The organism is Affinundibacterium amnicola, from assembly GCF_014284275.1.
GTDB lineage: Bacteria > Pseudomonadota > Gammaproteobacteria > Burkholderiales > Burkholderiaceae_D > Undibacterium > Undibacterium amnicola.
On record NZ_JACOFU010000011.1, the window covers coordinates 36,422 to 60,051 of the forward strand.

The 23,630-nt window shown below is 44.9% G+C and carries 22 protein-coding genes and 1 riboswitch; of the genes, 10 read left to right on the forward strand and 12 right to left on the reverse strand.

Going from position 1 to position 23,630, the window contains the following annotated elements; all coding sequences use genetic code 11:
• The first annotated feature begins 2 nt into the window (after positions 1-2).
• From H8K33_RS18860 to H8K33_RS18875, 4 genes are read left to right on the forward strand one after another with little or no spacing between them, the layout of a single operon-like run.
• Positions 3-2,423 carry a beta strand repeat-containing protein gene (locus tag H8K33_RS18860; protein ID WP_186892623.1) on the forward strand — a complete coding sequence of 807 codons (2,421 nt, stop codon included), beginning with the start codon at positions 3-5 and terminating at the stop codon, positions 2,421-2,423.
• Positions 2,424-2,435: 12 nt separating this feature from the next.
• Complete coding sequence (aroKB, locus tag H8K33_RS18865; RefSeq protein WP_186892624.1) at positions 2,436-4,115, forward strand: bifunctional shikimate kinase/3-dehydroquinate synthase AroKB; 1,680 nt, start codon at positions 2,436-2,438, stop codon at positions 4,113-4,115.
• A gap of 29 nt (positions 4,116-4,144) precedes the next feature.
• On the forward strand, positions 4,145-5,296 hold the full coding sequence (locus H8K33_RS18870; RefSeq protein WP_186892625.1) for a deoxyguanosinetriphosphate triphosphohydrolase: 1,152 nt from the start codon (positions 4,145-4,147) through the stop codon (positions 5,294-5,296).
• 29 nt (positions 5,297-5,325) lie between these two features.
• Positions 5,326-6,021, forward strand: coding sequence for a DUF4197 domain-containing protein (locus tag H8K33_RS18875; RefSeq protein ID WP_186892626.1), 696 nt, complete (start codon positions 5,326-5,328; stop codon positions 6,019-6,021).
• Between the two features lie 200 nt (positions 6,022-6,221).
• Here the strand turns inward: H8K33_RS18875 and H8K33_RS18880 are convergent, their stop codons facing one another.
• The 8 genes from H8K33_RS18880 to H8K33_RS18915 all read right to left on the reverse strand — a co-directional run bounded on the left by H8K33_RS18880 (position 6,222) and on the right by H8K33_RS18915 (position 13,121).
• Complete coding sequence (locus H8K33_RS18880) at positions 6,222-7,313, reverse strand: enoyl-CoA hydratase/isomerase family protein (protein WP_186892627.1); 1,092 nt, start codon at positions 7,311-7,313, stop codon at positions 6,222-6,224.
• A 134-nt stretch (positions 7,314-7,447) separates the two neighbouring features.
• Positions 7,448-7,801, reverse strand: coding sequence for a ribosome hibernation-promoting factor, HPF/YfiA family (gene hpf, locus H8K33_RS18885; protein ID WP_186892628.1), 354 nt, complete (start codon positions 7,799-7,801; stop codon positions 7,448-7,450).
• A gap of 129 nt (positions 7,802-7,930) precedes the next feature.
• Positions 7,931-9,424 carry an RNA polymerase factor sigma-54 gene (locus H8K33_RS18890; RefSeq protein ID WP_186892629.1) on the reverse strand — a complete coding sequence of 498 codons (1,494 nt, stop codon included), beginning with the start codon at positions 9,422-9,424 and terminating at the stop codon, positions 7,931-7,933.
• A 26-nt stretch (positions 9,425-9,450) separates the two neighbouring features.
• Positions 9,451-10,194 carry an LPS export ABC transporter ATP-binding protein gene (gene lptB / locus H8K33_RS18895; RefSeq protein ID WP_186892630.1) on the reverse strand — a complete coding sequence of 248 codons (744 nt, stop codon included), beginning with the start codon at positions 10,192-10,194 and terminating at the stop codon, positions 9,451-9,453.
• Positions 10,195-10,209: 15 nt separating this feature from the next.
• Entirely contained in the window at positions 10,210-10,815 is a 606-nt protein-coding gene (lptA, locus tag H8K33_RS18900) for a lipopolysaccharide transport periplasmic protein LptA (RefSeq protein WP_186892631.1), read from the reverse strand.
• A gap of 98 nt (positions 10,816-10,913) precedes the next feature.
• Positions 10,914-11,528 carry an LPS export ABC transporter periplasmic protein LptC gene (gene lptC, locus H8K33_RS18905; RefSeq protein ID WP_186892632.1) on the reverse strand — a complete coding sequence of 205 codons (615 nt, stop codon included), beginning with the start codon at positions 11,526-11,528 and terminating at the stop codon, positions 10,914-10,916.
• Positions 11,518-12,087 carry a KdsC family phosphatase gene (locus H8K33_RS18910; protein WP_186892633.1) on the reverse strand — a complete coding sequence of 190 codons (570 nt, stop codon included), beginning with the start codon at positions 12,085-12,087 and terminating at the stop codon, positions 11,518-11,520. The genes lptC and H8K33_RS18910 overlap by 11 nt, the downstream gene beginning before the upstream one ends.
• Positions 12,087-13,121 carry a KpsF/GutQ family sugar-phosphate isomerase gene (locus H8K33_RS18915; protein ID WP_186892634.1) on the reverse strand — a complete coding sequence of 345 codons (1,035 nt, stop codon included), beginning with the start codon at positions 13,119-13,121 and terminating at the stop codon, positions 12,087-12,089. Before H8K33_RS18915 ends, H8K33_RS18910 begins: the two co-directional genes overlap by 1 nt.
• Before the next feature lie 254 nt (positions 13,122-13,375).
• On the opposite strand from H8K33_RS18915, the gene H8K33_RS18920 reads away from it, so the two are divergent.
• The 6 genes from H8K33_RS18920 (at position 13,376) to metF (ending at position 19,903) form a co-directional block, all read left to right on the forward strand.
• Positions 13,376-14,173: a BPSS1780 family membrane protein gene (locus H8K33_RS18920; RefSeq protein ID WP_186892635.1), complete on the forward strand. Its 798-nt coding sequence runs from the start codon at positions 13,376-13,378 to the stop codon at positions 14,171-14,173.
• Between the two features lie 202 nt (positions 14,174-14,375).
• Positions 14,376-16,358, forward strand: a complete 1,983-nt coding sequence (locus H8K33_RS18925) for a monovalent cation:proton antiporter family protein (RefSeq protein ID WP_186892636.1) — start codon at positions 14,376-14,378, stop codon at positions 16,356-16,358.
• 8 nt (positions 16,359-16,366) lie between these two features.
• A complete protein-coding gene (locus tag H8K33_RS18930) occupies positions 16,367-16,909 on the forward strand; it encodes an adenine phosphoribosyltransferase (protein ID WP_186892637.1) in 543 nt (180 codons plus the stop codon).
• An 87-nt stretch (positions 16,910-16,996) separates the two neighbouring features.
• Positions 16,997-17,127: riboswitch (S-adenosyl-L-homocysteine riboswitch) on the forward strand.
• 48 nt (positions 17,128-17,175) lie between these two features.
• On the forward strand, positions 17,176-18,582 hold the full coding sequence (gene ahcY / locus H8K33_RS18935) for an adenosylhomocysteinase (protein WP_186892638.1): 1,407 nt from the start codon (positions 17,176-17,178) through the stop codon (positions 18,580-18,582).
• Positions 18,583-18,735: 153 nt separating this feature from the next.
• Entirely contained in the window at positions 18,736-19,089 is a 354-nt protein-coding gene (locus H8K33_RS18940; protein ID WP_186892639.1) for a phage holin family protein, read from the forward strand.
• A complete protein-coding gene (gene metF, locus H8K33_RS18945; RefSeq protein ID WP_186892640.1) occupies positions 19,076-19,903 on the forward strand; it encodes a methylenetetrahydrofolate reductase [NAD(P)H] in 828 nt (275 codons plus the stop codon). Before H8K33_RS18940 ends, metF begins: the two co-directional genes overlap by 14 nt.
• A gap of 74 nt (positions 19,904-19,977) precedes the next feature.
• Here the strand turns inward: metF and trpC are convergent, their stop codons facing one another.
• The 4 genes from trpC to H8K33_RS18965 form a co-directional block, all read right to left on the reverse strand.
• Positions 19,978-20,778 (reverse strand): indole-3-glycerol phosphate synthase TrpC, encoded by an 801-nt coding sequence (trpC, locus tag H8K33_RS18950; protein ID WP_186892641.1) that lies wholly within the window; start codon positions 20,776-20,778, stop codon positions 19,978-19,980.
• Positions 20,779-20,793: 15 nt separating this feature from the next.
• On the reverse strand, positions 20,794-21,825 hold the full coding sequence (gene trpD / locus H8K33_RS18955; RefSeq protein WP_186892642.1) for an anthranilate phosphoribosyltransferase: 1,032 nt from the start codon (positions 21,823-21,825) through the stop codon (positions 20,794-20,796).
• Between the two features lies 1 nt (position 21,826).
• Positions 21,827-22,393, reverse strand: a complete 567-nt coding sequence (locus tag H8K33_RS18960) for an anthranilate synthase component II (RefSeq protein ID WP_186892643.1) — start codon at positions 22,391-22,393, stop codon at positions 21,827-21,829.
• A gap of 534 nt (positions 22,394-22,927) precedes the next feature.
• Positions 22,928-23,503 carry a hypothetical protein gene (locus H8K33_RS18965; protein WP_186892644.1) on the reverse strand — a complete coding sequence of 192 codons (576 nt, stop codon included), beginning with the start codon at positions 23,501-23,503 and terminating at the stop codon, positions 22,928-22,930.
• Positions 23,504-23,630 lie beyond the last annotated feature (127 nt).

A 23,630-nucleotide genomic window follows, 5' to 3' on the forward strand; every position in this document is an offset into this window, starting at 1 on the left:
ACATGACGAAGTTAATTCGCGCTTTTTTTGCAATGACTGTTATCTCATTGCTTTCGGCTTGTGGTGGTGGTGGTGGATCTGCTGGTAATACTAGTGGAGTCGCTTTATTTACAACCGCTCCAGAGAAAGTCACTGTAGCACCTGGGGAAACACTTACTTATAACATTGGTGGTGGTATTCCAAACTACATCGCTACCACCAGCTCCACCTCAGCTAGTGTCAAAGTTACTGGTAAAGAAATGAAGATTTCTGGCGTAAGTGGTGGGTCAGCAGTCATTACCGTTAATGACGCGTCTGGTGCAAAAGTAATTATTGAAGTTACGGTTGGAAGTGGTGTTGATATTTTTACAAGTGCGCCTGAAGAGGTGACTTTAGGAATTGGTCAGGTCTCATCGACCTTCACTATTGGAGGTGGCAGTCGTATATACACCGTCGCAAGTGGTAATCGACAAATCGTCTCTGTAACGCAAAGTGGCTCTGAGTTTAATTTGACGGGAGTTTCAGTAGGCGTCGCGACAGTAACGATTACTGACTCGCTAGGTGGAAGTAAACAAGTCAAAGTAACAGTAGGTTCAGGAGTTGACTTGTACACCACAGCGCCAACCACAATTGTCGTTTCTGTCGGCGCAACTTCCGCAAGCTATCAAATTGGTGGTGGAAGCGAAGTATATTCGCTTGCAAGCAGTGATCGTAGCGTGGCTTCAATCATACAAACAACACCAAGGTCTTTTTCAGTTATAGGTCAATCAGGTGGGCGTGCGGTAGTGACGGTTACCGATTCATTTGGGAAATCTGTTCAAGTTAATGTTGTAGTTGGTACCTTAGTCGATTTATTCACAACAGCCCCAAGTTTGGTTTCAGTAGGTGTGGGAACCTCATCTGCCATCTATACCATTGGCGGGGGGAGTCAGATTTACGCTGTTTCGAGTAGTGACAGTCGGATTGCAACGGTTGGACAGACCGCAGGAAAAGAATTTATTATTACAGGCCAAACAGGCGGTAAGGCTGTCGTGACTGTTAAAGATTCTTTGGGTAAAGAGATAAAGATTGACGTCGTGGTTGGAACAGTTGATGCACTTTATTCAACAGCCGCTAGTGAGATTACTGTTGAAGTAGGTGGTGCTAATAGCTATAAAGTAGGTGGCGGAACAACAATTTACTCCGTTGGAAGTAGTAATGTAGGTGTTGCTCGGGCAACATTGACCGGCAACGACCTCGTGATTACCGGTGTTGCCACGGGCAAGGCGACCGTGATTGTTCGAGACTCTACCACTGGAAGTTTAACTATCAATGTGACTGTAGGTACAGGTACACCTCTACCATTATTTACTACTGCAGCTAGTGACATTGTTGTCGGACCAGGTACTTCGCCAACATTCACTATTGGTGGTGGTCGTGCACCCTATCAAGTCACAAGTAGTAATATTAGCGTCCTAACTACCTCTATCTCCGGCAGTACAATGACTTTAAATGGTTTGGTTGTCGGTACCGCAAAAGTGAATGTGGTTGATTCTGCCGGTGCGATTGTTTCGATCAATGTCGTTGTTGGAACTGGTACTTCTGTTCCTTTGTTTAGCACCGCACCATCTTCTATTACCTTGACGTCCGGATCAACAGCAACCTATACAATAGGTGGTGGCACAGCACCATATTCAGTTACTTCTAGTAGCATTGGAGTTGCTTCCGTGACCTCATCAGCTAACAGCTTTACTGTCACTGGCGTGTCTGCTGGCTCAGCACAAATTGTGATTCGCGACTCTTTAGGTGGCGTGGTTGATATTGGCGTCACGATTTCTTCAGTGGCAAATACTCCTGTTGATATTTTGCCTGGTGATTCAACGGGTGCCGTTGGAGATACTTTGACATTTAGAATCTCCGGTGGATCTCCAGCCTATACAGTAACAAATAATAATCCAAGCATAGCAAATGTATCTCCGACGTCAATCACAAGTACTGGCGGCACATTTACTGCGCAGTTGTTAAATGTTGGATCTACATCTGTAACGGTTGTTGATGCGCAAGGTCAAGTCAAGAGAATTACAATCACTGCAACAGCTGCAAGTTCATTTTTGAGAATCTCTCCTAACGTTATTTTGGTTGCGGAGGAATCAAGAAATACGGTTGATTTGTCAATTTATGGAGGTACTCCACCATACCGAGCATTTACTAGTGATCTTGGATTGACATCCGTTTCTATCGTGGGGACTTCTACTTTACGTGTGGGTCTTGGCTCTACAGGAAACCGATGCTTTATTCCCGTAGATTCTTCTGGCACGTATAAACCGCTCGGTATCGGAACAATTACCTTAACAGTATTAGATAGCTTGGGTGCGTCAGCTACAGCTCAGTTCAATATTCAAGATAATGGTATGGGTAACGCTGCTGGAACGCCTCCTGGAATCGGTGGTTGTACACCTTTGTAATGAGTATATTTAGTGACAAGTAATATATTTTTAGTAGGTCTGATGGGCTCTGGCAAAACAACCGTTGGCAGAGCCCTCGCCAAAAAACTGAACAAGCGTTTTATTGATTCTGATCATGAAATAGAGGCGCGTACTGGCGTTGCTATTTCAGTGATTTTTGAAATTGAAGGGGAAGCGAGTTTTCGTCAACGTGAAGCTGATGTGATTCGTGACCTTTGCCAACAACAAGACATCGTCCTCGCCACTGGTGGGGGCGCTGTATTGAATCCCCAAAGTCGAGAGTTACTTCATACACGCGGTACTGTCGTGTATTTGAAGGCGAGCATTAGTAATATTTTGCATCGTACTCGGCATGACAAAAAGCGTCCTTTGCTACGCACCCCAGATCCGCGCAAGAAACTCGAAGAGTTAGAGCAGCAGCGTGATCCTCTCTATCGTGAAGTTGCCCACGTGGTCATTGAGACTGGTCAGCCTCAGTTACAAACATTGGTGCAAACTATCGTTGAGAAATTGCCCGGTGCTGTGAATGAACTTGATCAGACTGCACAGAAAATCATTAAGCAAGTACCCACTGCGAATCAGAATAAAGTGATTATGGAACAGGAAATACATCAGGCACGTACGTTGCAAGTCGATCTTGGTGAGCGTGCTTATCCAATCACCATTGGCGAGGGCTTATTATCAAATCCCGCATTGCTACAAAGTCGGATTAAAGGGCAGCGTGTTGTGATTGTGACGAATACAGTGGTAGCACCTCTGTACTTGGAGAATTTAACAAAACAACTGAATGCGATTGGTAAGCAAACTGAGGCAATTATTTTGCCTGACGGTGAAGAATACAAAAATTGGGAAAACCTAATGTTGGTATTCGACGGATTGTTAGCAAAAAAATGTGATCGTAAGACCACTTTGCTAGCCTTGGGTGGCGGTGTGATTGGCGATATGACCGGGTTTGCCGCTTCAGCTTATATGCGTGGCATTCCTTTCGTGCAGATTCCGACGACGCTGCTAGCGCAAGTGGATTCATCGGTTGGTGGCAAGACGGGTATTAATCATCCTTTAGGCAAAAATATGATCGGCGCGTTTTACCAACCGCAAGCCGTGATTGCTGATGTGAGCACATTAAACACCTTGCCAGATCGAGAATTGTCCGCAGGTTTAGCCGAGGTGATTAAACACGGTGCGATTATTGACTCAGGTTTTTTCACCTGGATAGAAAATAATATCGAAAAGTTGCGCGCGAAAGATGTAGAAGCATTGTCTTACGCGGTGTTGCGTTCATGTGAAATCAAAGCGAATGTGGTTCGACAAGATGAACGCGAAGGTGGCCTACGTGCAATATTAAACTTCGGCCACACTTTTGGTCATGCGATTGAATCAGGTCTCGGTTATGGAAACTGGCTACATGGTGAAGCCGTTGGCTGTGGCATGGTGATGGCTGCAGATCTATCCTATCGGCTAGGTAATATTGATTTTGTCAGTAAAACCCGGATTACAAAATTAGTTGAGGCGGCGGGACTGCCCATTATTGCGCCAGATTTAGGCGAACAAACTTGGCTGGATTTGATGGAAGTAGATAAGAAAAATGAGGGGGGGCAAATCAAGTTTATTTTGCTTAAACCTTTAGGAAGCTGTCTCATTACCGAGGTTCCGAAGGAGTTGTTACTAGCGACTTTACGAGCCAGTATTTAGTAGATTTCTCAACGCTTGAAAGAAACTTTATGTTTTCCGATCATCAACTCGCTCCTTATGCTGCACAATCTGCACAAACTAAGGGGCGACGATTTTCGGAACCAGCGCCAAGCTCCCGCTCTGAATTTCAACGAGACCGGGATCGCATCATACACAGCACGGCTTTTCGTCGTCTCGAATATAAAACACAAGTCTTCGTCAACCATGAAGGCGATCTGTTCCGCACACGCCTAACGCACAGCATTGAAGTCGCGCAAATCGCCCGCTCGATCGCGCGTAACTTGCGTTTGAATGAAGATCTGGTTGAAGCCATTTCACTCGCCCATGACCTCGGCCACACACCTTTTGGTCATGCTGGGCAAGATGCGCTCAACGCCTGCATGAAAGATTATGGTGGCTTTGAACATAATCTGCAAAGTTTGCGTGTAGTGGATGTTTTAGAGGAGCGTTACGCTAGTTTTGAAGGCTTGAATTTAAGCTTTGAATCTCGCGAAGGAATACTTAAGCACTGCTCTTTGAATAATGCTCGTATGCTTGGTGATGTAGGTCAACGATTTATTAAAAAGACCCAGCCCAGTCTTGAAGCACAACTAACCAACTTGGCAGATGAAATTGCCTATAACAACCACGATATTGATGACGGTTTGCGCTCAGGTTTGCTGAATGAATCGCAATTAATGGAAGTTGATTGTTATGCGCGATTTCGTCGAGAAGTTGATCACACCTATCCTAGTATCACTGGGCGACGAGCGATTTCAGAAACGATACGCCGTATGATCAATTTGCTGATTACCGATCTTATTCAAACTTCGGAAAAGCGAATCGCTGATTACGCACCAAAGACGATAGAGGATGTACGCGCAATGCCTGCCATGATTGCATTTTCTGATGTGATGTATCAGGAAGCAAAGGTATTGAAGCAGTTTTTATATGAAAATTTGTATCGGCATTATTTAGTCAATCGCATGAGTAATAAGGCCAAAAATACGGTGCGCGAATTATTTACTTTGATGATCGCAGAACCTGGTTTAGTGCCACCTGACTACCGCGTTGCAATACAAAGCGATTTACAACAAACACAGCTTCTGCAGGCGCGTAGAATTGCTGATTATATTGCGGGTATGACTGACCGATTTGCGATCCGCGAGCATAGACGTTTGTACCTGATAGAAGAAGTGTAAGCGACGATAAATCTCGAAAAGGAAAAACGATGCAAACTACGCAAACAATAAAGAATTCTTTGATCACTTCACTGCTATTGCTGTGTTGTTCGGCTAACGCAGTAGATTTGAGTCAACTCAGTTCCAAGGATGCAAATAGTGGATTGAAGGCCGCGTTGGAGCAGGGGGCCAATGCCGCGATATCGAAGCTAGGTGTGACCGATGGATTCTTAAATAATGAGAAGGTGAAGATTCCATTACCATCCATTTTGGAAAAAGCGAAGCCGATATTGAAATTGAGCGGGCAGGGCAAACATCTTGATGAGTTAGTGGTGGCGATGAATCGTGCCGCTGAAACAGCTGTGCCTATGGCTAAGCCCTTGTTATTGGATGCAGTGAAAACCATGTCCGTTACGGATGCAAAAAATATTTTGATCGGTGGCGAGACTTCAGTGACAGATTTTTTTAGGCAAAAAACCGCAACGACATTAACGACTAAATTTACACCAACAGTAAAAACGGTGACAGATAAAGTTGGCTTAGCTGGTAAATACAATGCAGTTATGGCGAAGGCGCAGAAAATGGGCGCTGTGCCAGAAAAAGAAGCGACAGTCGAATCCTATGTTTCTGGTAAAGCGGTTGACGCGCTGTATACCTTGATTGCGGAAGAAGAGAAAAAAATACGGCAAGATCCTATCGGCACTGGCAGCAAGATTATTGGTAAGGTTTTTGGCTTACTTAAATAAAAAACTAATCTTTATTTTTGAGGCCTTCGCACAAGCTACCGCGTGACCGAATATTGAATCTGTTATTGAGAAATGCATCGCTGTGCTCTAGCACAGGTGCGCTTCTCGATCCAAACTTATGCCGTTCGCTGCGCTTGTGCAGAGATCCCTGTTGAGAATACACCTGCACTAATTTAAAAGTGCAGGCGTATTTGTAAGCCTTATTGTAGATGCGCCAAAGGATGTGCGTAGCCCGGCCAAACCTCGGCAAAAAAACTCGCGATCATTGCGTCATCAACTTCCGCCATACTTGCAGGCGACCATCGCGGCGCATTGTCTTTATCGACCACTAATGCCCGCACTCCCTCTAATACCTCACCGTGCTTGAAACAATGTCTGACCATGGTGCGCTCAATACGCAGACACTCGGCGACGGACCTCTGTTGGCAGCGCTGTAACTGTTCAGAGGTAACCGCCATCATCAGAGGCGATCGTTTGTTCATTGTGGCTAAGGTGCTTATCGCAAAGGATGAATCGTCTTTTGCGAGCGATGCCATGACTTCATCAACGCGATGTGTTTTGAAATGATGATCAATCGCTGATCGGTGTTGCACTAGCATACAGTTTTCAATAGAAGATGCTGGATGAAACTGTAAGGAAAAATCACGAATAGCGATGCGAATGTCTGGCGATGTTGATTGCGTAATTACCTGTAACAAATCTGGAATGGCGGACGTCGGAATATAGACATCGGCCAAGTTGGCATAAATCGCATCCATCCCTTGAATGACTTCTCCAGTTAAGCCTAAATAGCGTCCAATTTGTCCCGGCGTTTGATTTAAGAAGTAGCCGCCACCAACGTCTGGAAACAAGCCGATGTTAACTTCTGGCATCGCCATTTTAGTACGTTCAGTCACGATGCGTAGACGACTAGCAACGCCTGATTGGGCGATGCCCATGCCGCCGCCCATCACTACCCCATTAAGTAGGGCGATATAGGGTTTTGGATAAAAATGGATTAAATGATTTAGGGCATATTCTTCAGTGAAGAAGTCTTCCAGCAAGGCGCTGTCTTGCATCGGCGTTTTTGTGCCGACATCATAGAAGAAACGAATATCACCGCCAGCACAGAATGCCTTCTCACTACTACTTTGAATAAACACAGCAGTGACTTCTGGATCATTGCGCCACGTTAATAAGGCTGCTGTAATCGCACGCACCATTTCTAGCGACAATGAGTTAAGTGCCTTGGGACGATCTAAGGTGATGATGCCAATATGATTTTTGATTTCGCTTAAGACGTGAGAGCTCATAAGATTGCCATAAGATTTGTAGAATTGGATTTTAACTCAGAGCGATTGCCTAAATAAACCAAAAATAGCCTCAAAATAAAAGGGCGCTGAAAAGCGCCCTGGGATCATCACTGAAAGTGAATCGACTATGTCATTTAATCTAATTGTGCAGATGTTGGATCAGGAATATGCTTGATCGCATCATGTTGATGGTCTTGAATTTTGTCCTTATGTTTAATCACTTGACGGTCAAGTTTATCGACTAAAGCATCTATGGCTGCATACAAATCATGCGCCAGACTTTCAACGTGGATGTCCTTTCCACTCAGATGTAAATTAATATCGGCTTTGTGACGTTTATCCTTTTCGCGGAGCTTATCAACCGTCAAAATAACGGCGATATCAATGACTTGATCGAAGTGTCGTCTTACCCGCTCTAACTTGGTTTGTACATATTCACGAATTGCAGGAGTAACTTCGACGTGGTGTCCACTGATGGTGAGATTCATACTACGCTCCTATGGTGATATTGCTTTTATTGCCTTCTGTACTGCCAGTCATTACGATCGCTCATTGGCAGAAAATTGTTTTGAGCTAAATCATATATAACGATAGAAAACAATATTTCAAGAACTGGTTTATAAAGATTTTCGCAAACTGACTGGGGGGATTTTCAGAGCTTCGCGATACTTGGCAACGGTGCGCCGCGCGATGACCATGCCTTGTTCTCCCAATATGTCGGCGATCTTACTATCCGAGAGGGGTTTCTTCTGGTCTTCTTCTCCTATTAATTGTTTAATCAGAGCCCGTATCGCGGTGGAAGATGCTTCACCACCTGTTTCCGTTGCGACGTGACTACCGAAAAAATACTTCAACTCAAACATGCCGTGTGGTGTCAGCATAAACTTTTGAGTTGTTACACGTGAAATAGTGCTCTCGTGTAATCCTAGTGTATCAGCTATTTCGCGCAAAACAAGGGGTCTCATCGCAACAGCACCATGCGTGAAAAAATTATATTGTCTTTCAACTATGGCTTGCGCTACGCGTAGAATCGTGTCGAAGCGCTGCCGCATGTTTTTGATCAGCCAGCGTGCCTCTTGAAGCTGAGGACTAAGATTGACATCTCCACGTTGTTGCTTCATTAAGTTCGCGTACATGTGATTAATCCGTAAGCGTGGCATGACATCACGATTTAGCATGACTTGCCATTCGTCACCAATTTTTTTCACGACGACATCGGGCACGACATAATCAGATTTTGCCGCCGCGAAAGCGAGTCCCGGCTTAGGATTGCATTGACGAATCACGACTTGCGCTTCGCGTAAATCTTCATCATCGCAATGCAAGAACTTGCGTAATTTGGTGAAGTCTCGCTGTGCAAATAAAGGCAAGTATTCTTGTACGATTTGCAGTGCAAGGCGCCTGGTGACGAAGGGAATTTTCGGAAAGCGTTTGATCTGAATTGCCAAACATTCCGCTGTCGTTCTTGCACCGACACCCTCGGGCTCAAAGCTTTGCAGCATGTTTAAAGCAAACTGCAGTTCTTCTGGCTCTACACATAAATCGATAGGTAAGCTGGCGTGAATCTCTTCTAAGGATTCACATAAATAGCCATTCTCATCAATCGCATCAATCACTAATTCGATGAGTGCACGATCACGCGGTTCTCGAATTGAGATGCGCATTTGCTCTAACAAGTGCTCACGTAGCGTTGTTTGCGCTGCTTCTAACTGTGGCCTGCCGTCTTCATCATCGTGGCTATTTTTTGATCCAGATACCGGAGTTTCATCAAAGCTCCAATCATCGCTACTACCTTGCGCATCGGCTTCAGCATTGTTTTCATTGACCTCACTTGCCGTGCTATTTTCGGCCTTCTCTGATGGTGAGTTCTCAAGCGATTTAAATTCAGTTTCGTTTTGCGCACTTGTATTATTGATGCAGCCGTCGGCTAGTAAACGCACAGCATTATCTAAAGCGTCGTCGACCCTTTCTAACATCGGGTTTTCGATTAACAAGCTTTCAAGTTCTTGATGAAGTTCTAATGTGGATAACTGCAGCAAGCGTATTGATTGCTGTAACTGCGGGGTTAGCGCTAAATGCTGTGAAGTGCGTAGCTGTAAGCTTTGCTTCATGATTCGGACGTCATAATTGGGCTCGATTACATGCGGAAATGTTCACCCAAATAGACCCGTCTTACGGTCTCATTGGTGATGATTTCATCGGGACGTCCACTCGCTAACACTGAACCTTGATTGATGATGTATGCATGATCGCAAATACCTAAAGTTTCGCGTACATTGTGATCCGTAATTAAGACGCCGATATCGCGTTCTTTGAGAAAGCGCACAATGCGTTGGATTTCAATAACCGCAATCGGATCAACACCCGCAAAGGGTTCATCGAGCAGTACGAAACGAGGATTGGTGGCTAGCGCACGGGCAATTTCTACCCGGCGTCGTTCACCCCCAGATAATGCGCGCGCTGGACTTTCACGTAAGCCGTCAATCTGCAGCTCTTCAAGTAAAGTATTTAAACGTTGGTCGATCTCAGCTTTACTGAGTGGTTTCCCGTTTTCATTTTTTTGTAATTCTAAGACCGCACGAACATTGTCTTCAACCGACAACTTTCGAAACACTGAGGCTTCTTGTGGAAGATAGGAAAGACCTAACTGTGCACGTTGATGAATCGGAAAGTTTGAAATATCGACACCATCAACATCAATTTTCCCAGCATCAGAAGGTACCAAACCAACAATCATATAGAAGGACGTGGTTTTGCCTGCACCGTTCGGGCCGAGCAAACCAACAACCTCGCCACTTTTGACTTGCAAGGAAACGTCATGCACCACTTGGCGCATGCCATAGCGTTTTTGTAAACCTTCGATTACTAATGTACTTGTCATAGGATTTGCTTATTTTTATTTGTTGTCTGGCTTAGCGTCAGACTTCTTCCCTTTCGGCTCAGATGTGATGGTGACACGACCACCGCCGGGAACACGTTTGCCACTCGTTGAGTTGGTCGCAGTGAACACATCATTTACGCTGTCATAAGATAAGAATTCACCATTCTGTTCTTGAGTGACTTTTTGTTGGCTCAAATAACGAACTTGTGCCTTGCTGATAAATCGTACGACTTCAGTTTTTTTGTCGTACTCAACTCGATCGGCCAATCCTTCTATCCAGAGATCTTCACCACCATCGCGTTTTTGACGGAAGAATACTTGGCTCCCCGCGTGACCTGACAAGGTCACAGCACCACCACCGTCAGGGGTTTCTGTTTCCACACCATTCTCAGCGCGAATTAATAGAGTTCCACGGGTCAATTCAACTTTACCTTTTAAAGTTTTGGTATTCGTTTTCCCATCAAATTCCGTGTATTCGGCAGAGATGTTGGTACGCTTCTGGCTATCGGCTTTTTCTGCATGGGCACTAAAAGATAGTATGCAAGCGATACTCATGCTAACAATACTAGTAAGGCGTTTCACTGAGTTAAAGTGGGTCATTTGTTTTGTAGGCATCGTCATGCAATTTCCTTTTTTCTTTCAATTTCTTTTATCTGTTGATGATAAAACTTAATATCTTTTTTCAGCGATCACAGTAAAAAATGATTCATTTTGTGACCTTATTTTGCGGATGGAGGTGCGATACTAATTTGTACCTTACTCAATAAGCGAATTTTCTGGCGATTGTTTTCTGCTTCCATGCCGATCGCTGTAATGTTCGCCCGTGGCGTCGTCATAGTAATCGCTTCAGCCGTTCTCATTCTTTCGCTATCTGGAAAAAGAATAAGGCTGTCGGTTGCCATTTTCAAATAGCTGCCCTGATCACTTTTACTTCGCTCAACCAATACATTGCCATGCATGTGAATCTGATCTTCCGGTTTGTTTTGTAATTTTTCTTGCACCTTTTGTTTAACAATTGCGCGATCAGCACGTATCGTCATGGGTGTTTTTTCTTGATCAATTCCAACGATTCTTGGTTGAATAATTTCAAATTCATCTTCGAGTGGAAAGTGAATCAATTTTTCGCCGGTGACTCTATAGTTGGTTTGTTTCGACTGTGATAAACGTACAAAATTAAAATGTTCGACATAGTAATCTGGCTCACTGCGATTTTTTGCATTGGCGGCTTCGTCTTCGCTTTGACGTCGCATCACTTCATAAATCCAAAAACTCCCCAGCATGACTAAGCCCAGCAGCGCAACACCAAGCCAGACGCGGATACGATCAGCGGTCATCGTTACTCACATCCAAAAAGGGCGCTAAGGCAGTGGCATATTTGTCTTGCGCTCGTAAAATAAAATCACTGATTTCGCGCGCAGCACCTCGACCACCTTGAGCTTGCGTGACATAAGAAACTCGACTACGTACTTCCTCGTGTCCATTCGGAACGCTCGCGGCAAAACCAACGCGTAACAAGATCGGCAAATCGATCACATCATCGCCAATGAAACCGCAGGCTTCATGCGGGATATTGAGTTCTTTTGTCAGTGCTAAAAACGCAGACTTTTTATCATGGATGCCTTGCATCACATGAGTGATGCCAAGATCACTGGCGCGCTTGCTGACGATTGCTGATTGACGCGCACTGATGATGGCAGTGGCGATACCAGCGTTTTGCAATAACTTGATACCCTGGCCATCAAGTACGTTGAAGGTCTTCATCATTTCGCCTTCAGGGCCAAAATGTAAACTGCCGTCAGTCAATATGCCGTCAACGTCAAAGATCATTAGGCGCACTTGTGCCGCCTGTTGTGTCGCAGTTCTATGCAAATTGTCTGCTGTATGTTGTGTCATCAAATCACCTTGGCACGTGTCAAATCATGGATGTGCAAAGCACCGACTAACTTGCCTTCTGCGTCGGCAACTAATAATTGATTGATTCGATGTTGCTCCATAATTTCTACTGCTTCTACCGCCAATTGTTCAGGGCCGATACGATGTGGATTTTTGCGCATGATGTCTGCGATGATTAACTCGGAAAAATTGAGTGGTTTGTCCATCAAACGGCGTAAATCACCGTCTGTGAAAACGCCAACGATGGTATTGTCATGATCAACAATGGCCGTCATCGCCATACCTTTTTGCGTAATTTCTAATAAAGCGCTGCTGAGTTTTGTGTCAGGCTTGACTTGTGGGATCGCATTGCCTGTTCGCATCACGTCCTTGACGTGCGTAAGCAAGCGGCGACCAAGCGCGCCACCTGGATGAGAACGGGCGAAGTCTTCTTCTTTAAATCCTCGGGCATCAAGGACTGCGACTGCAAGTGCATCGCCGAGTGCCAATGTGACGGTGGTGCTGGCAGTTGGTGCGAGATTGAGAGGACAGGCTTCTTTATCTACATGTACGCTCAAGTGCAGATCCGCCAGTTTCGCTAAAGTGGAATTAGGGTTACCAGTTAGTGCAATGAGCTTGACGCCGAGTCGCTTCAGGATAGGCAAGATAGCGACTAATTCACCTGCTTCACCAGAGTAAGAAATCGCGATGAAAACATCTTGTGACGTCACCATCCCAAGATCACCATGCGCAGCTTCGGCTGGGTGTAAAAAGAAAGAAGGCGTGCCCGTAGACGCGAAAGTAGCAGCAATCTTCCGCGCTATATGGCCAGACTTTCCTATGCCGGAAATGACTAAGCGGCCTTTGCAATGTAACACCAGATGGATCGCGTCAATAAATGCTGATGAGTCGCCACCGCTTAAGCGTTGTTTTAAGCTGAGAATGGCATCAGCCTCAATCTGCAAAGTTTCGCAAGCGAGTTGCAAAGCGTGACTCGCTTTTGCGTCTTCTGTGGAGTTAAGATTTGATGCGGGAGTAGTATTTAATGTGCTCATGCGTGGAGTATAAACTAAATATGAATAAGCAAGAACTCTGCCAGATGCGAATTTGTTATCGTAGAAACGCAGTACATGGCTGGAAACTGTTGGTTAAACGTAGCAAAGATGTAGAAAAGAACTAGAAATAGAAGTTTGTCGATTCATAAATTATGCGAAAGCTTGTCAATTAATTTTTATTCAAGGATACTTTTGTTGCTATGAACTCGCCTAAATGTATTATTTTCTTCCAACTACTTTGAGAAAGCCTGGATATGAATGTGAACCCTGATCAACCAGAAAACAATTTTCCGAACATGAGCAACTTGGTATCGGAGATCCCGCAGCAACCACAATATAACCCCGAAGGTAATTTGATTGACGCGGGTAAGGCGACTTCTTGGTATGGCTATGGCTTTGATCAGTTTAAGGCAAATGCCGGAGTTTGGATCGGCATGGTGGTCGTGCTGTTTGTTATCATGCTTGCGCTTAATATCATTCCTGGGATTGGCACTTTTATTTTTAATTTGCTGATGCCAGCGTTTTTCGGTGGATTGATGTTAGCGTGCCAGGCACATCGTGAATCAAAACCTGTGATATTTGAGTTCTTGTTTGCTGGATTCAAAGATAAGTTTGGCGCATTGGCTTTGCTAGGCTTGATTTGGATGATTGGCGTCTTTGTCGTCTCGATTGTCGCCGGCTTCTTTGCCGTGGCGGTTTTCGGAGGCGCAATTGCCACTGGTGCAGCGTTTGGTAGTGCGGGTTTGATGGGATTGGGATTTAGTGCGCTGCTTGGCTTTGTTGTACTCGCTATGTTAATTGCTATACCTTTAGCAATGGCAATTTGGTTTGCACCTGCTTTGGTGGTATTTCATAATGTACAGCCAATTGATGCATTGATTTTGAGCCTAAAAGCTAGCTTGAAGAATTGGGCAGCGTTTTTGCTGTTTTTTGTGCTGTATATCGTTTTTGCTATTTTGGCGTCGATTCCTTTCGCGCTTGGTTGGCTGGTGTTGGGTCCGGTATTAATTGGTGCCATTTACGCAGCTTATCGCGATATCTTTCTTAGTTAATTGGTCGAACAAGTGAAAAATTAACAGGTAGAAGAATCGATCATTCATACTCAGAGTGATCTACATGGAAAACGCGGAAACGATTTCGTTCCGCGTTTTTTTCTGTGCGCTTCCTTTTCATATTGAGATTAATAATGTGCTTTCGTCGTTTTCTCTTAAGCGAAGATGTTTGAGTGACAAATAATCGGTAATAATACGCAACATGAATGCACTCGATACCACTTTACTTTTGTTGAGCAGCGCCGTGTTAGGCGTAGTTGCCTTGCGGCTGTTGAATTTGCCGCCGATGTTGGGTTATCTGGCCGTTGGAATTTTGATTGGGCCGCATGCTTTAGGCTGGGCGCAAGAAAGCTCGACAACGCATTTATTAGCTGAGTTTGGCGTGGTGTTTTTGATGTTTTCAATTGGACTCGAATTTTCATTGCCCAAATTGATTTCTATGCGTCGTGCAGTATTTGGCTTGGGAATGGCGCAGGTAGTTAGTACGATTGCTTTGGCTATGTTGATGTGTTTTGGTGCAGCGATGATTCTGCCCGAATATTTTGCGATTAGTTGGGAAGCTGCGTTTGCGATTGGCGGTGCTCTGGCGATGTCGTCGACGGCGATTGTATCCAAAATGTTGACGGAAAAATTGGAGCTAGAAAGTCCGCATGGCAGGCAGATTATTAGTATCTTATTGTTTCAAGATTTGGCAGTCGTGCCTTTGCTGATATTAGTACCAGCTTTAGCGGCAGATTCTGATAACTTAAGTATGAGTTTGTTGACCGCAGTGGGTAAAGCAACCGTGGTTTTGTTTCTACTTTTTTTTGTCGGAAAAAGAGTCGTGCGAGAATGGTTCGCGATTGTCGTGCGACGTCGCTCGCAAGAATTATTTATGTTGAATCTGCTGTTGTTCACCTTGGGCGCAGCATGGCTTACCGAAAAAGCTGGTCTGTCTTTGGCACTGGGTGCATTTGTGGCGGGGATGTTGATTTCTGAGACTGAGTACAAACATCAAGTTGAAGAAGACATCAAATCCTTCCGTGATGTGTTGTTAGGTTTGTTCTTTATTACTGTCGGCATGCTGCTTAATTTGCAGTTGGTGTTGGACTATGGATGGCTGATTTTATTGCTATTGGTTGGTCCTGTGGTGTTTAAATTTGGACTGATTTTTTTACTCGCCCGACTATTTTCCTGTCCGACCAGCGTCGCTCTTCGTACAGGTCTAGGCTTAGCACAGGCTGGTGAATTTGGTTTTGTCCTATTGAATCAGGCTGGAGGATTGAATTTAATCGACCCATTGTTGTTGCAATTGATCTTGGCTTCTATGGTGTTATCGATGTTGATCTCGCCCTTTATCTTGGCGAAATCTGATTGGATCGTGCTGAAATTGTCGTCGAATGAATGGATGATGCAATCCTTGGCGCTAACGCAAATTGCGGCACGTACAATGAAGGTGAAGAAGCATGTGATTATCGCGGGCTTTGGTCGTAGTGGGCAAAGCTTGGCTAAGTTGTTGGCAGATGAAAATATTGATTATCACGCCTTAGATCTAGATCCCGACCGTATCAGCGAAGCGCAAAACGCGGGGGCGAATGTCTCTTACGGAGATGCTGGTCGTCGCGAAAGTTTAACGGCTGCGGGGATTAATCGCGCTGCTGCTTTGGTAATTACTTATACAAATACACAGTCGGCATTAAAAATTTTGCACTTGGTGCATGAGCTCAATCCGAGTTTGCCAGTGGTTGTGCGCAGTCATGATGATACCGACCTTGAAAAATTGCGAGCTGCTGGCGCGACTGAGGTGGTTCCTGATTTAATGGAAGGTAGCTTGATGCTCGCTTCACATGCCTTGGTGTTATTGGGGGTTCCATTAAGACGCGTGGTACACACTGTGCAAATGGCACGAGATGCACGATATGAATCTTTACGCGGATTTTTTCATGGCGCTAGTGATGCCGCTGATGATGCAGAAAATTTACAATTGCGTTTGCATACGGTAGTTCTGAATGAACGCAGTAAAATTATTGGTAAAACCATAGAAGCTTTAGCACTCGCAGAGTTAGCTGTTGATGTGACTGCGGTTCGGCGTGGTAAAAACAGATTGCAAGCTGAAAATGAGTTGGTACTACAAGCAGGTGATGTGATTGTATTGCGAGGCAGTGCAGAGGGCGTCGCACGTGCAGAACAGAGATTATTAAAATAGGAAAACAGATGATTAACTCAAGCGAATTTATAAAACAGCACATCCGTACAGTGCCAGATTGGCCGCAAGCGGGTGTGCAGTTTCGCGATATCACAACGCTGTTACAAGACCCAAAGGTATTTCGCGTATTGATCGATATTTTTCTAGCGCGTTACGCAGATGCGAAGCTCGATTTAGTGGCTGGTATGGATGCACGTGGTTTTATTCTCGGTTCGGTAGTGGCGTATGAATTGAATATTGGTTTTGTCCCGATTCGTAAAAAAGGTAAGTTGCCGTTCACAACAGTTTCCGAAAGCTATGAGCTTGAGTACGGTAGCGCGACGGTGGAGTTACATACCGATGCTTGCAAAGCTGGCGACCGTGTTTTGCTGATAGATGATTTGATCGCAACAGGCGGCACAATGATGGCGGGAAAGAAATTATTGGAACGCCTCGGCGCAGTCGTTGTCGAGGGGGCAGTGATTGTCGATTTGCCAGAATTGGGTGGATCGAAATTGGTCGAAGACACTGGATTGACGCTATTTAAAGTGTGTGATTTCTCAGGGCATTAATCTTTCTCTGGTTGAGGGTTGATTAAAATTTAAGCATAAAATTTTAAGTGCCATCACAATTTCAAATAAATTGCGTTATACTTCGTCCTCTCCAAGGAGCGCTGCGACAAGTTTTGCTTAACATGCAATCGTTAAACTCAACTGCCAGGCTTGGATTAGACGAGTGGATTGTTAGGGAATCCTAAAAATCACACTCACAGCAACTGCGCTCACGTTACTTTTTTCTTGAACATTCTTGGAAAGGAGGGCGTGAGAACGCCACCATCATGACATCTCAAACCACACAAGATTTCCACGTCGCTGACTTAAGCTTGGCCGACTGGGGTCGCAAAGAAATTCAAATCGCAGAAACAGAAATGCCAGGCTTGATGGCAATTCGTGAAGAATTCGCAGCTAGCCAACCTTTAAAAGGCGCGCGTATCACAGGTTCTTTGCACATGACGATTCAAACCGCCGTGCTGATCGAAACCCTGAACGCACTCGGCGCACAAGTGCGTTGGGCATCTTGCAATATTTACTCAACACAAGATCATGCTGCTGCCGCAATTGCGGCTGGCGGTACACCAGTGTTCGCATTCAAAGGTGAAAATCTGGATGAATACTGGGAATTCACACACCGTATTTTCGACTGGAAAGATGGCGGCTACTCCAACATGATCTTGGATGACGGCGGCGATGCCACTTTATTGCTGCACCTCGGTACACGTGCAGAAACAGATATTTCCGTATTGAACAACCCAGGTTCAGAAGAAGAAACTTGTTTATTCAATTCTATCAAAAAACATTTAGCGGTTGATGCAACCTGGTACTCTAAACGTCTCGCCGCCATCAAAGGTGTAACAGAGGAAACGACTACTGGCGTACATCGTTTGTACCAAATGCATAAAGAAGGCAAGCTCGCTTTCCCAGCAATCAACGTCAATGATTCCGTCACCAAATCCAAGTTCGATAACTTGTATGGCTGCCGCGAATCTTTAGTTGATGGCATCAAGCGTGCAACCGATGTAATGATCGCAGGTAAAGTCGCTGTCATCGCTGGTTATGGTGATGTAGGTAAAGGTTCTGCACAAGCGATGCGTGCTCTGTCCGCACAAGTGTGGGTTACAGAAATCGATCCTATCTGCGCTTTGCAAGCAGCGATGGAAGGTTATCGTGTTGTGACCATGGATTACGCTTGTGAACACGGTGATATCTTCGTGACGACGACCGGTAACTACCATGTGATTTCACATGAACACATGTTGAAGATGAAGGATCAAGCCATCGTTTGCAACATCGGTCACTTCGATAATGAAATCGACGTCGCCGCACTCAAACAATACAAGTGGGAAAACATTAAGCCACAAGTTGATCACGTGATTTTCCCTAGTGGTCGCCGTATTATTTTGTTGGCTGAAGGTCGTTTGGTGAATCTCGGTTGCGGTACTGGCCACCCTTCTTATGTGATGAGCTCTTCATTTGCGAATCAAACCATCGCGCAAATCGAATTGTTCTGCAATACGGCGCAATACCCAGTCGGCGTTTACACTTTGCCGAAACATCTCGACGAAAAAGTCGCACGTTTGCAATTGAAAAAACTCAATGCGCAACTGAGTGTTTTGACGGACGAACAAGCGAACTATATCGGTGTGAAAAAAGAAGGTCCGTATAAACCAGAGCACTATCGCTACTAAGACTCGCCATAGATCCAATTATTGGGTGCATACCTTTGTCGTGAATACTCGCAATATAAACATATTGCTGCGTTTCACTTCGCGGTCTGCATCCCAGTAATTGAATTTCTGTCGATCTTAGCTTTTCAAATTTGTAAAAACTTTGGAGATTCCATGCGCTTACTTGCTACCTGGTTAATCAACGCACTGGCGCTATTGGCGCTGCCATATTTACTCAGCTCGATTACGATAGATAGTTTCACGACAGCTCTGTTGGTTGCTGTAGTTTTAGGTTTCGTGAACACCGTAATTCGTCCAATCTTATTAATCCTCACTTTACCTGTGACTGTCTTGAGTCTGGGATTGTTTATTTTTGTGATTAATGGATTGATGTTCTGGGCAGTCGCTAGTATGTTTGATGGCTTTCATGTCGCAGGTTTTTGGTCAGCGGTCTTCGGTGCTTTGTTATACAGCGTAATTTCATGGACACTCTCCACCTTACTCCTAACAAAAAATGAATCCACATAATTTTAGTATTGAATTCTTCCCGCCAAAAACGGAAGAAGGAACCGAAAAATTACGGGTGACACGTGCCAAACTGGCGGAACTTAATCCTAAGTATTTTTCGGTGACTTTTGGTGCGGGTGGTACGACGCAACAGGGGACTTTGGATACGGTTGTTGAGATCCGCAAAGAAGGTTTTGATGCCGCGCCACATTTGTCTTGTGTCGGCGGTACGCGTGATTCAATTCGCCAAATTTTACAAACCTACAAAGACCATAATATTCATCGCTTAGTTGCTTTGCGTGGTGACTTGCCGAGCGGTTATGGTATGGGCGGTGAGTTCCGTTATGCGAATGAATTGGTCGAATTTATTCGTTCCGAAACGGGTGATTGGTTTCAGATTGAAGTTGCAGCTTATCCAGAAATGCATCCACAAGCAAAATCGCCGCAAGATGATTTACAGAATTTCGTGCGCAAGATACAAGCCGGTGCGAATGCCGCAATTACCCAGTATTTCTACAATGCAGATGCCTATTTTCAATTCGTAGAGAATGCGCAAAAAGCCGGTGTGAATGTACCTATCGTTGCGGGCATCATGCCGATCACTAACAGTAGTCAGCTTATGCGTTTCTCAGAAATGTGCGGCGCAGAAATTCCACGTTGGGTACGTTTGAAGTTGGCGAGCTACGGTGACGACAGCGCATCGATCAAAGCCTTTGGTTTAGATGTCGTCACGCAAATGTGTGAACGTCTGCTCGCTGGCGGCGCTCCGGGTTTGCATTTCTATTCTTTGAATCAGGCTGCGGCGACTACGGCGATCTGGAATAGATTAGTTTAATTTTTTAGATTAGGTATGAGTAAAAAAACCACGATACTTATCGTGGTTTTTTTTAGTGAAATTTCGCCAGAGACTTAGAAAAATAATTTCTCAAGTTCGACACCCGGCTCATCTGCACGCATAAAAGCCTCACCTACCAAGAAGCCATGTACATTTGCCTCACGCATGCGTTGCACATCATCTCGATTCATAATGCCCGATTCAGTGATGACGAGTTTGTCTTCGGGAATGCGTGGTAGCAAGCCAAGCGTGGTATCGAGAGTGACGTCGAATGTACGCAGATTACGATTGTTGATGCCAAGCAGATTGGTCTTGAGCTTCAATGCTGCGTCGAGTTCTTCATCATTATGTACTTCAACCAAAACACCCATGCCGAGTTCATGCGCGCAGGCTTCGAGTTCTGCCATCAGGCCATGATCGAGTGCTGCGACGATCAGCAAAATACAATCCGCACCCCAGCTTCTGGCTTGATACACTTGATACGGATCGATCATAAAATCTTTACGTAATACTGGCAAAGAACAAGCGGCGCGGGCTTGTTGCAAATAGACGGGAGCGCCTTGAAAAAACACTTCATCGGTCAACACCGACAAACAAGCAGCGCCATGTTGCGCGTAGCTTGCAGCGATCTCCGCAGGTTGAAAATTTTCACGGATCACGCCTTTTGAGGGCGAAGCTTTTTTGATTTCTGCAATCACGGCAGCCTTGCCTAGCGCCATTTTATTGCGCAGGCTAGCTTCAAATCCACGCAATGTTTGTTGCGCTTCTTTGTTACTTTCAACGTCGGCACGTAAGCTGGAATAGCTTTGTACTTTCTTATCGCGCGCGACTTCTTCTACTTTGACCTCGAGAATTTTATTGAGTATGTCTGACATGCTTATTTACCTAAGTTACTTACCTAACTGATGCGTGACTTCGACTAGCTGATGCAGTTTGTTCAGCGCGGCACCGGAGGCGATAGCAGCTTGTGCTTTTTTCACGCCATCGGCAATGGAATCGGCGATGCCTGCGCCATATAAAGCTGCACCGGCATTCAAGCTGACGATATCGGTCGCTGGTCCCGGTATATTATTTAATACATCGAGAATACGTGCTTTGGATTCTTCTGCGCCCGATACTTTCAAGCTGCGATTCGACACCATTTGCAAACCAAAATCTTCAGGATGAATATCGTACTCGCGAATTTCACCGTTCACTAATTCGCCGACCATGGTCGGTGCGCCGAGTGAGACTTCATCCATATTATCGCGTCCCCAAACAACGATCGCATGTTGTGCGCCGAGACGTTGTAGGACGCGTACTTGAATACCAACCAGATCAGGGTGAAATACCCCCATCAGAATATTTGGTGCACCCGCTGGATTAGTGAGTGGGCCAAGAATATTGAAAATCGTACGCACACCTAATTCACGTCGAACTGGTGACGCATGTTTCATTGCCGCGTGATGATTTGGTGCGAACATGAAACCAATATTGGTTTGCGCGATCGATTGCGCAATTTGTTCAGGTTGCAAGTTGATATTCACGCCCAGTGATTCAAGTACATCGGCACTGCCAGATGAAGAGGAAACGCTGCGACCACCGTGCTTAGCGACACGGGCACCTGCGGCAGCGGTAACAAACATGGATGCGGTAGAAATATTAAAGGTATGGGCACCATCGCCACCTGTGCCGACGATGTCGATCAAGTTCTTGGTGTTTGCCATCGGCACCTTGGTCGAAAACTCGCGCATCACCTGCGCAGCAGCAGTGATTTCTCCTATGCTTTCTTTTTTTACGCGTAAACCCATGGTAAGCGCCGCAATCATGATCGGCGACATTTCGCCACCCATGATTGTGCGGAACAGCGACAACATCTCATCGTGGAAAATTTCGCGATGTTCAATGAGGCGGGTTAAAGCTTCTTGCTGTGAGATCGTCATCTTATTTCCCCAATAAAAAATTCTTCAACAATGCGTGACCGTGTTCCGACAAGATTGATTCAGGGTGAAATTGCACACCCTGCAAATCAAATGTCTTGTGACGTACACCCATGATCTCGCCATCTTCAGTCCACGCTGTCACTTCTAAGCAATCCGGCAAACTAGAGCGCTCAATGGCTAGCGAGTGATAGCGTGTAATTGTGTAAGGGCTAGGCAAATCGCTGAACACACCAACGCCAGTATGCGCAATTGGTGAAGTCTTCCCATGCATGACTTCCTTGGCGCGAATCACCTTGCCGCCAAAAGCTTCGGCGATACTTTGATGTCCCAAGCATACGCCCAGAATTGGAACCTCACCCGCAAAGCGTTTGAGCACAGGCACGGAAATTCCCGCTTCCAAAGGTGTGCATGGTCCAGGAGAAATACAAATGCGATCAGGCTTCATCGCCTCAATTTCTTCCAGCGTAATTTCATCATTACGATACGTGCGAACTTCCTCACCCAACTCAGCAAAATACTGCACGAGGTTGTAAGTGAAGGAATCGTAGTTGTCTATCATCAGTAGCATGATTGTGCCTAACTAGTTGAATTTATTGAGTTAAATTGTGTTGTTGGTGGACGGTGCTTGAGAATTACCACCGTTTTACCACCATTTTGATTTGCTGCCAGCAAAAGTGCTGGCAGTTGGAATAGATATGACTAGGCTTGACGCCAATGCCAACTTGGGGAGGAATGCCAACGAGATGTATGATTGATCTTCATGCGGCAATATTACACCAATCAGACACATGTGGCACATAGATTAATAGATAAATTACCTTATCTCATGAAAGAATCTATGCATCTAGACTGCTGGTCTTTTTAAGATTCTGCGTTGATTTCGTTGGAAAGCTCGCCCTCGAAAATATATGCTTAACTGTTGTTTAGTAAAATCAAATAAAATTCGAGCGCTGTTTAGACTCTTGCCCGTAAGTCTCCCGAAAAGTTTAACCTTGCGATTTTTGCGAGGTTATTCCATTTGTATGGGTTTCTGAAAGTTGAAGTACTTCAATAAAAAGATTGGTAATCTTTCGTTTGAAAGATACTGTTTTGAGATTTTTTTCTAGGTTTCACAGCCAACAAGGCCTGCGTAAATAAGCCATTCAACGTCCGTCTTTTCGCTTTTCTGCGTATAAAGTTCTGGCTTGCCAGCACTATTATTGCCTACAGCAAATTTTTCAAACCCTGTATAGGCACCAAATTTATTCTTGGCATTCATCTCACCACAAAGGGCATAGTTTTTTGTCGTTCCATCGTTGCCGTATTTGAGTTTTGCAACTTTCAAATTTCGAAAATTTGCTGACTCTGGGTCTAACAGATTTTCTTTTGCGACTGATAGTAGTCGCCTTTCAGCTAATTTGTTTTCTATGTAGTCTGGGTTGGTGCTCCAAGCAAAAAGTGCGCTTCCTGCTATAAGTAGGAATGCAATCAAAAATATTTTTTTCTTGCTTGAAGTAGTTGTTTTCGTTTTTGACGCGGATGTGTTTTTTTGTGTGTGTGCTTGATTTAACTCAACTCGACGTTTTTCAGCTAATGCCGCCTCTACTTTTGCGTAAATCGCTCCACATTTTGGGCATTCAAGTTCCGAGCCTTGGTCTGATGGTAGTCTTTGGTGCCCACACTTCAAACAATTTTTCATTGGAATTCCTTTATGAATGATGAGTTAGTGCTTTATTTGATAAATTTTCAGTGAGCCTAATTGTAAATGATGCATAATGAATTGCGCGACATTTACCCTATTATTTCATTGCGAGAAATGTGATAAA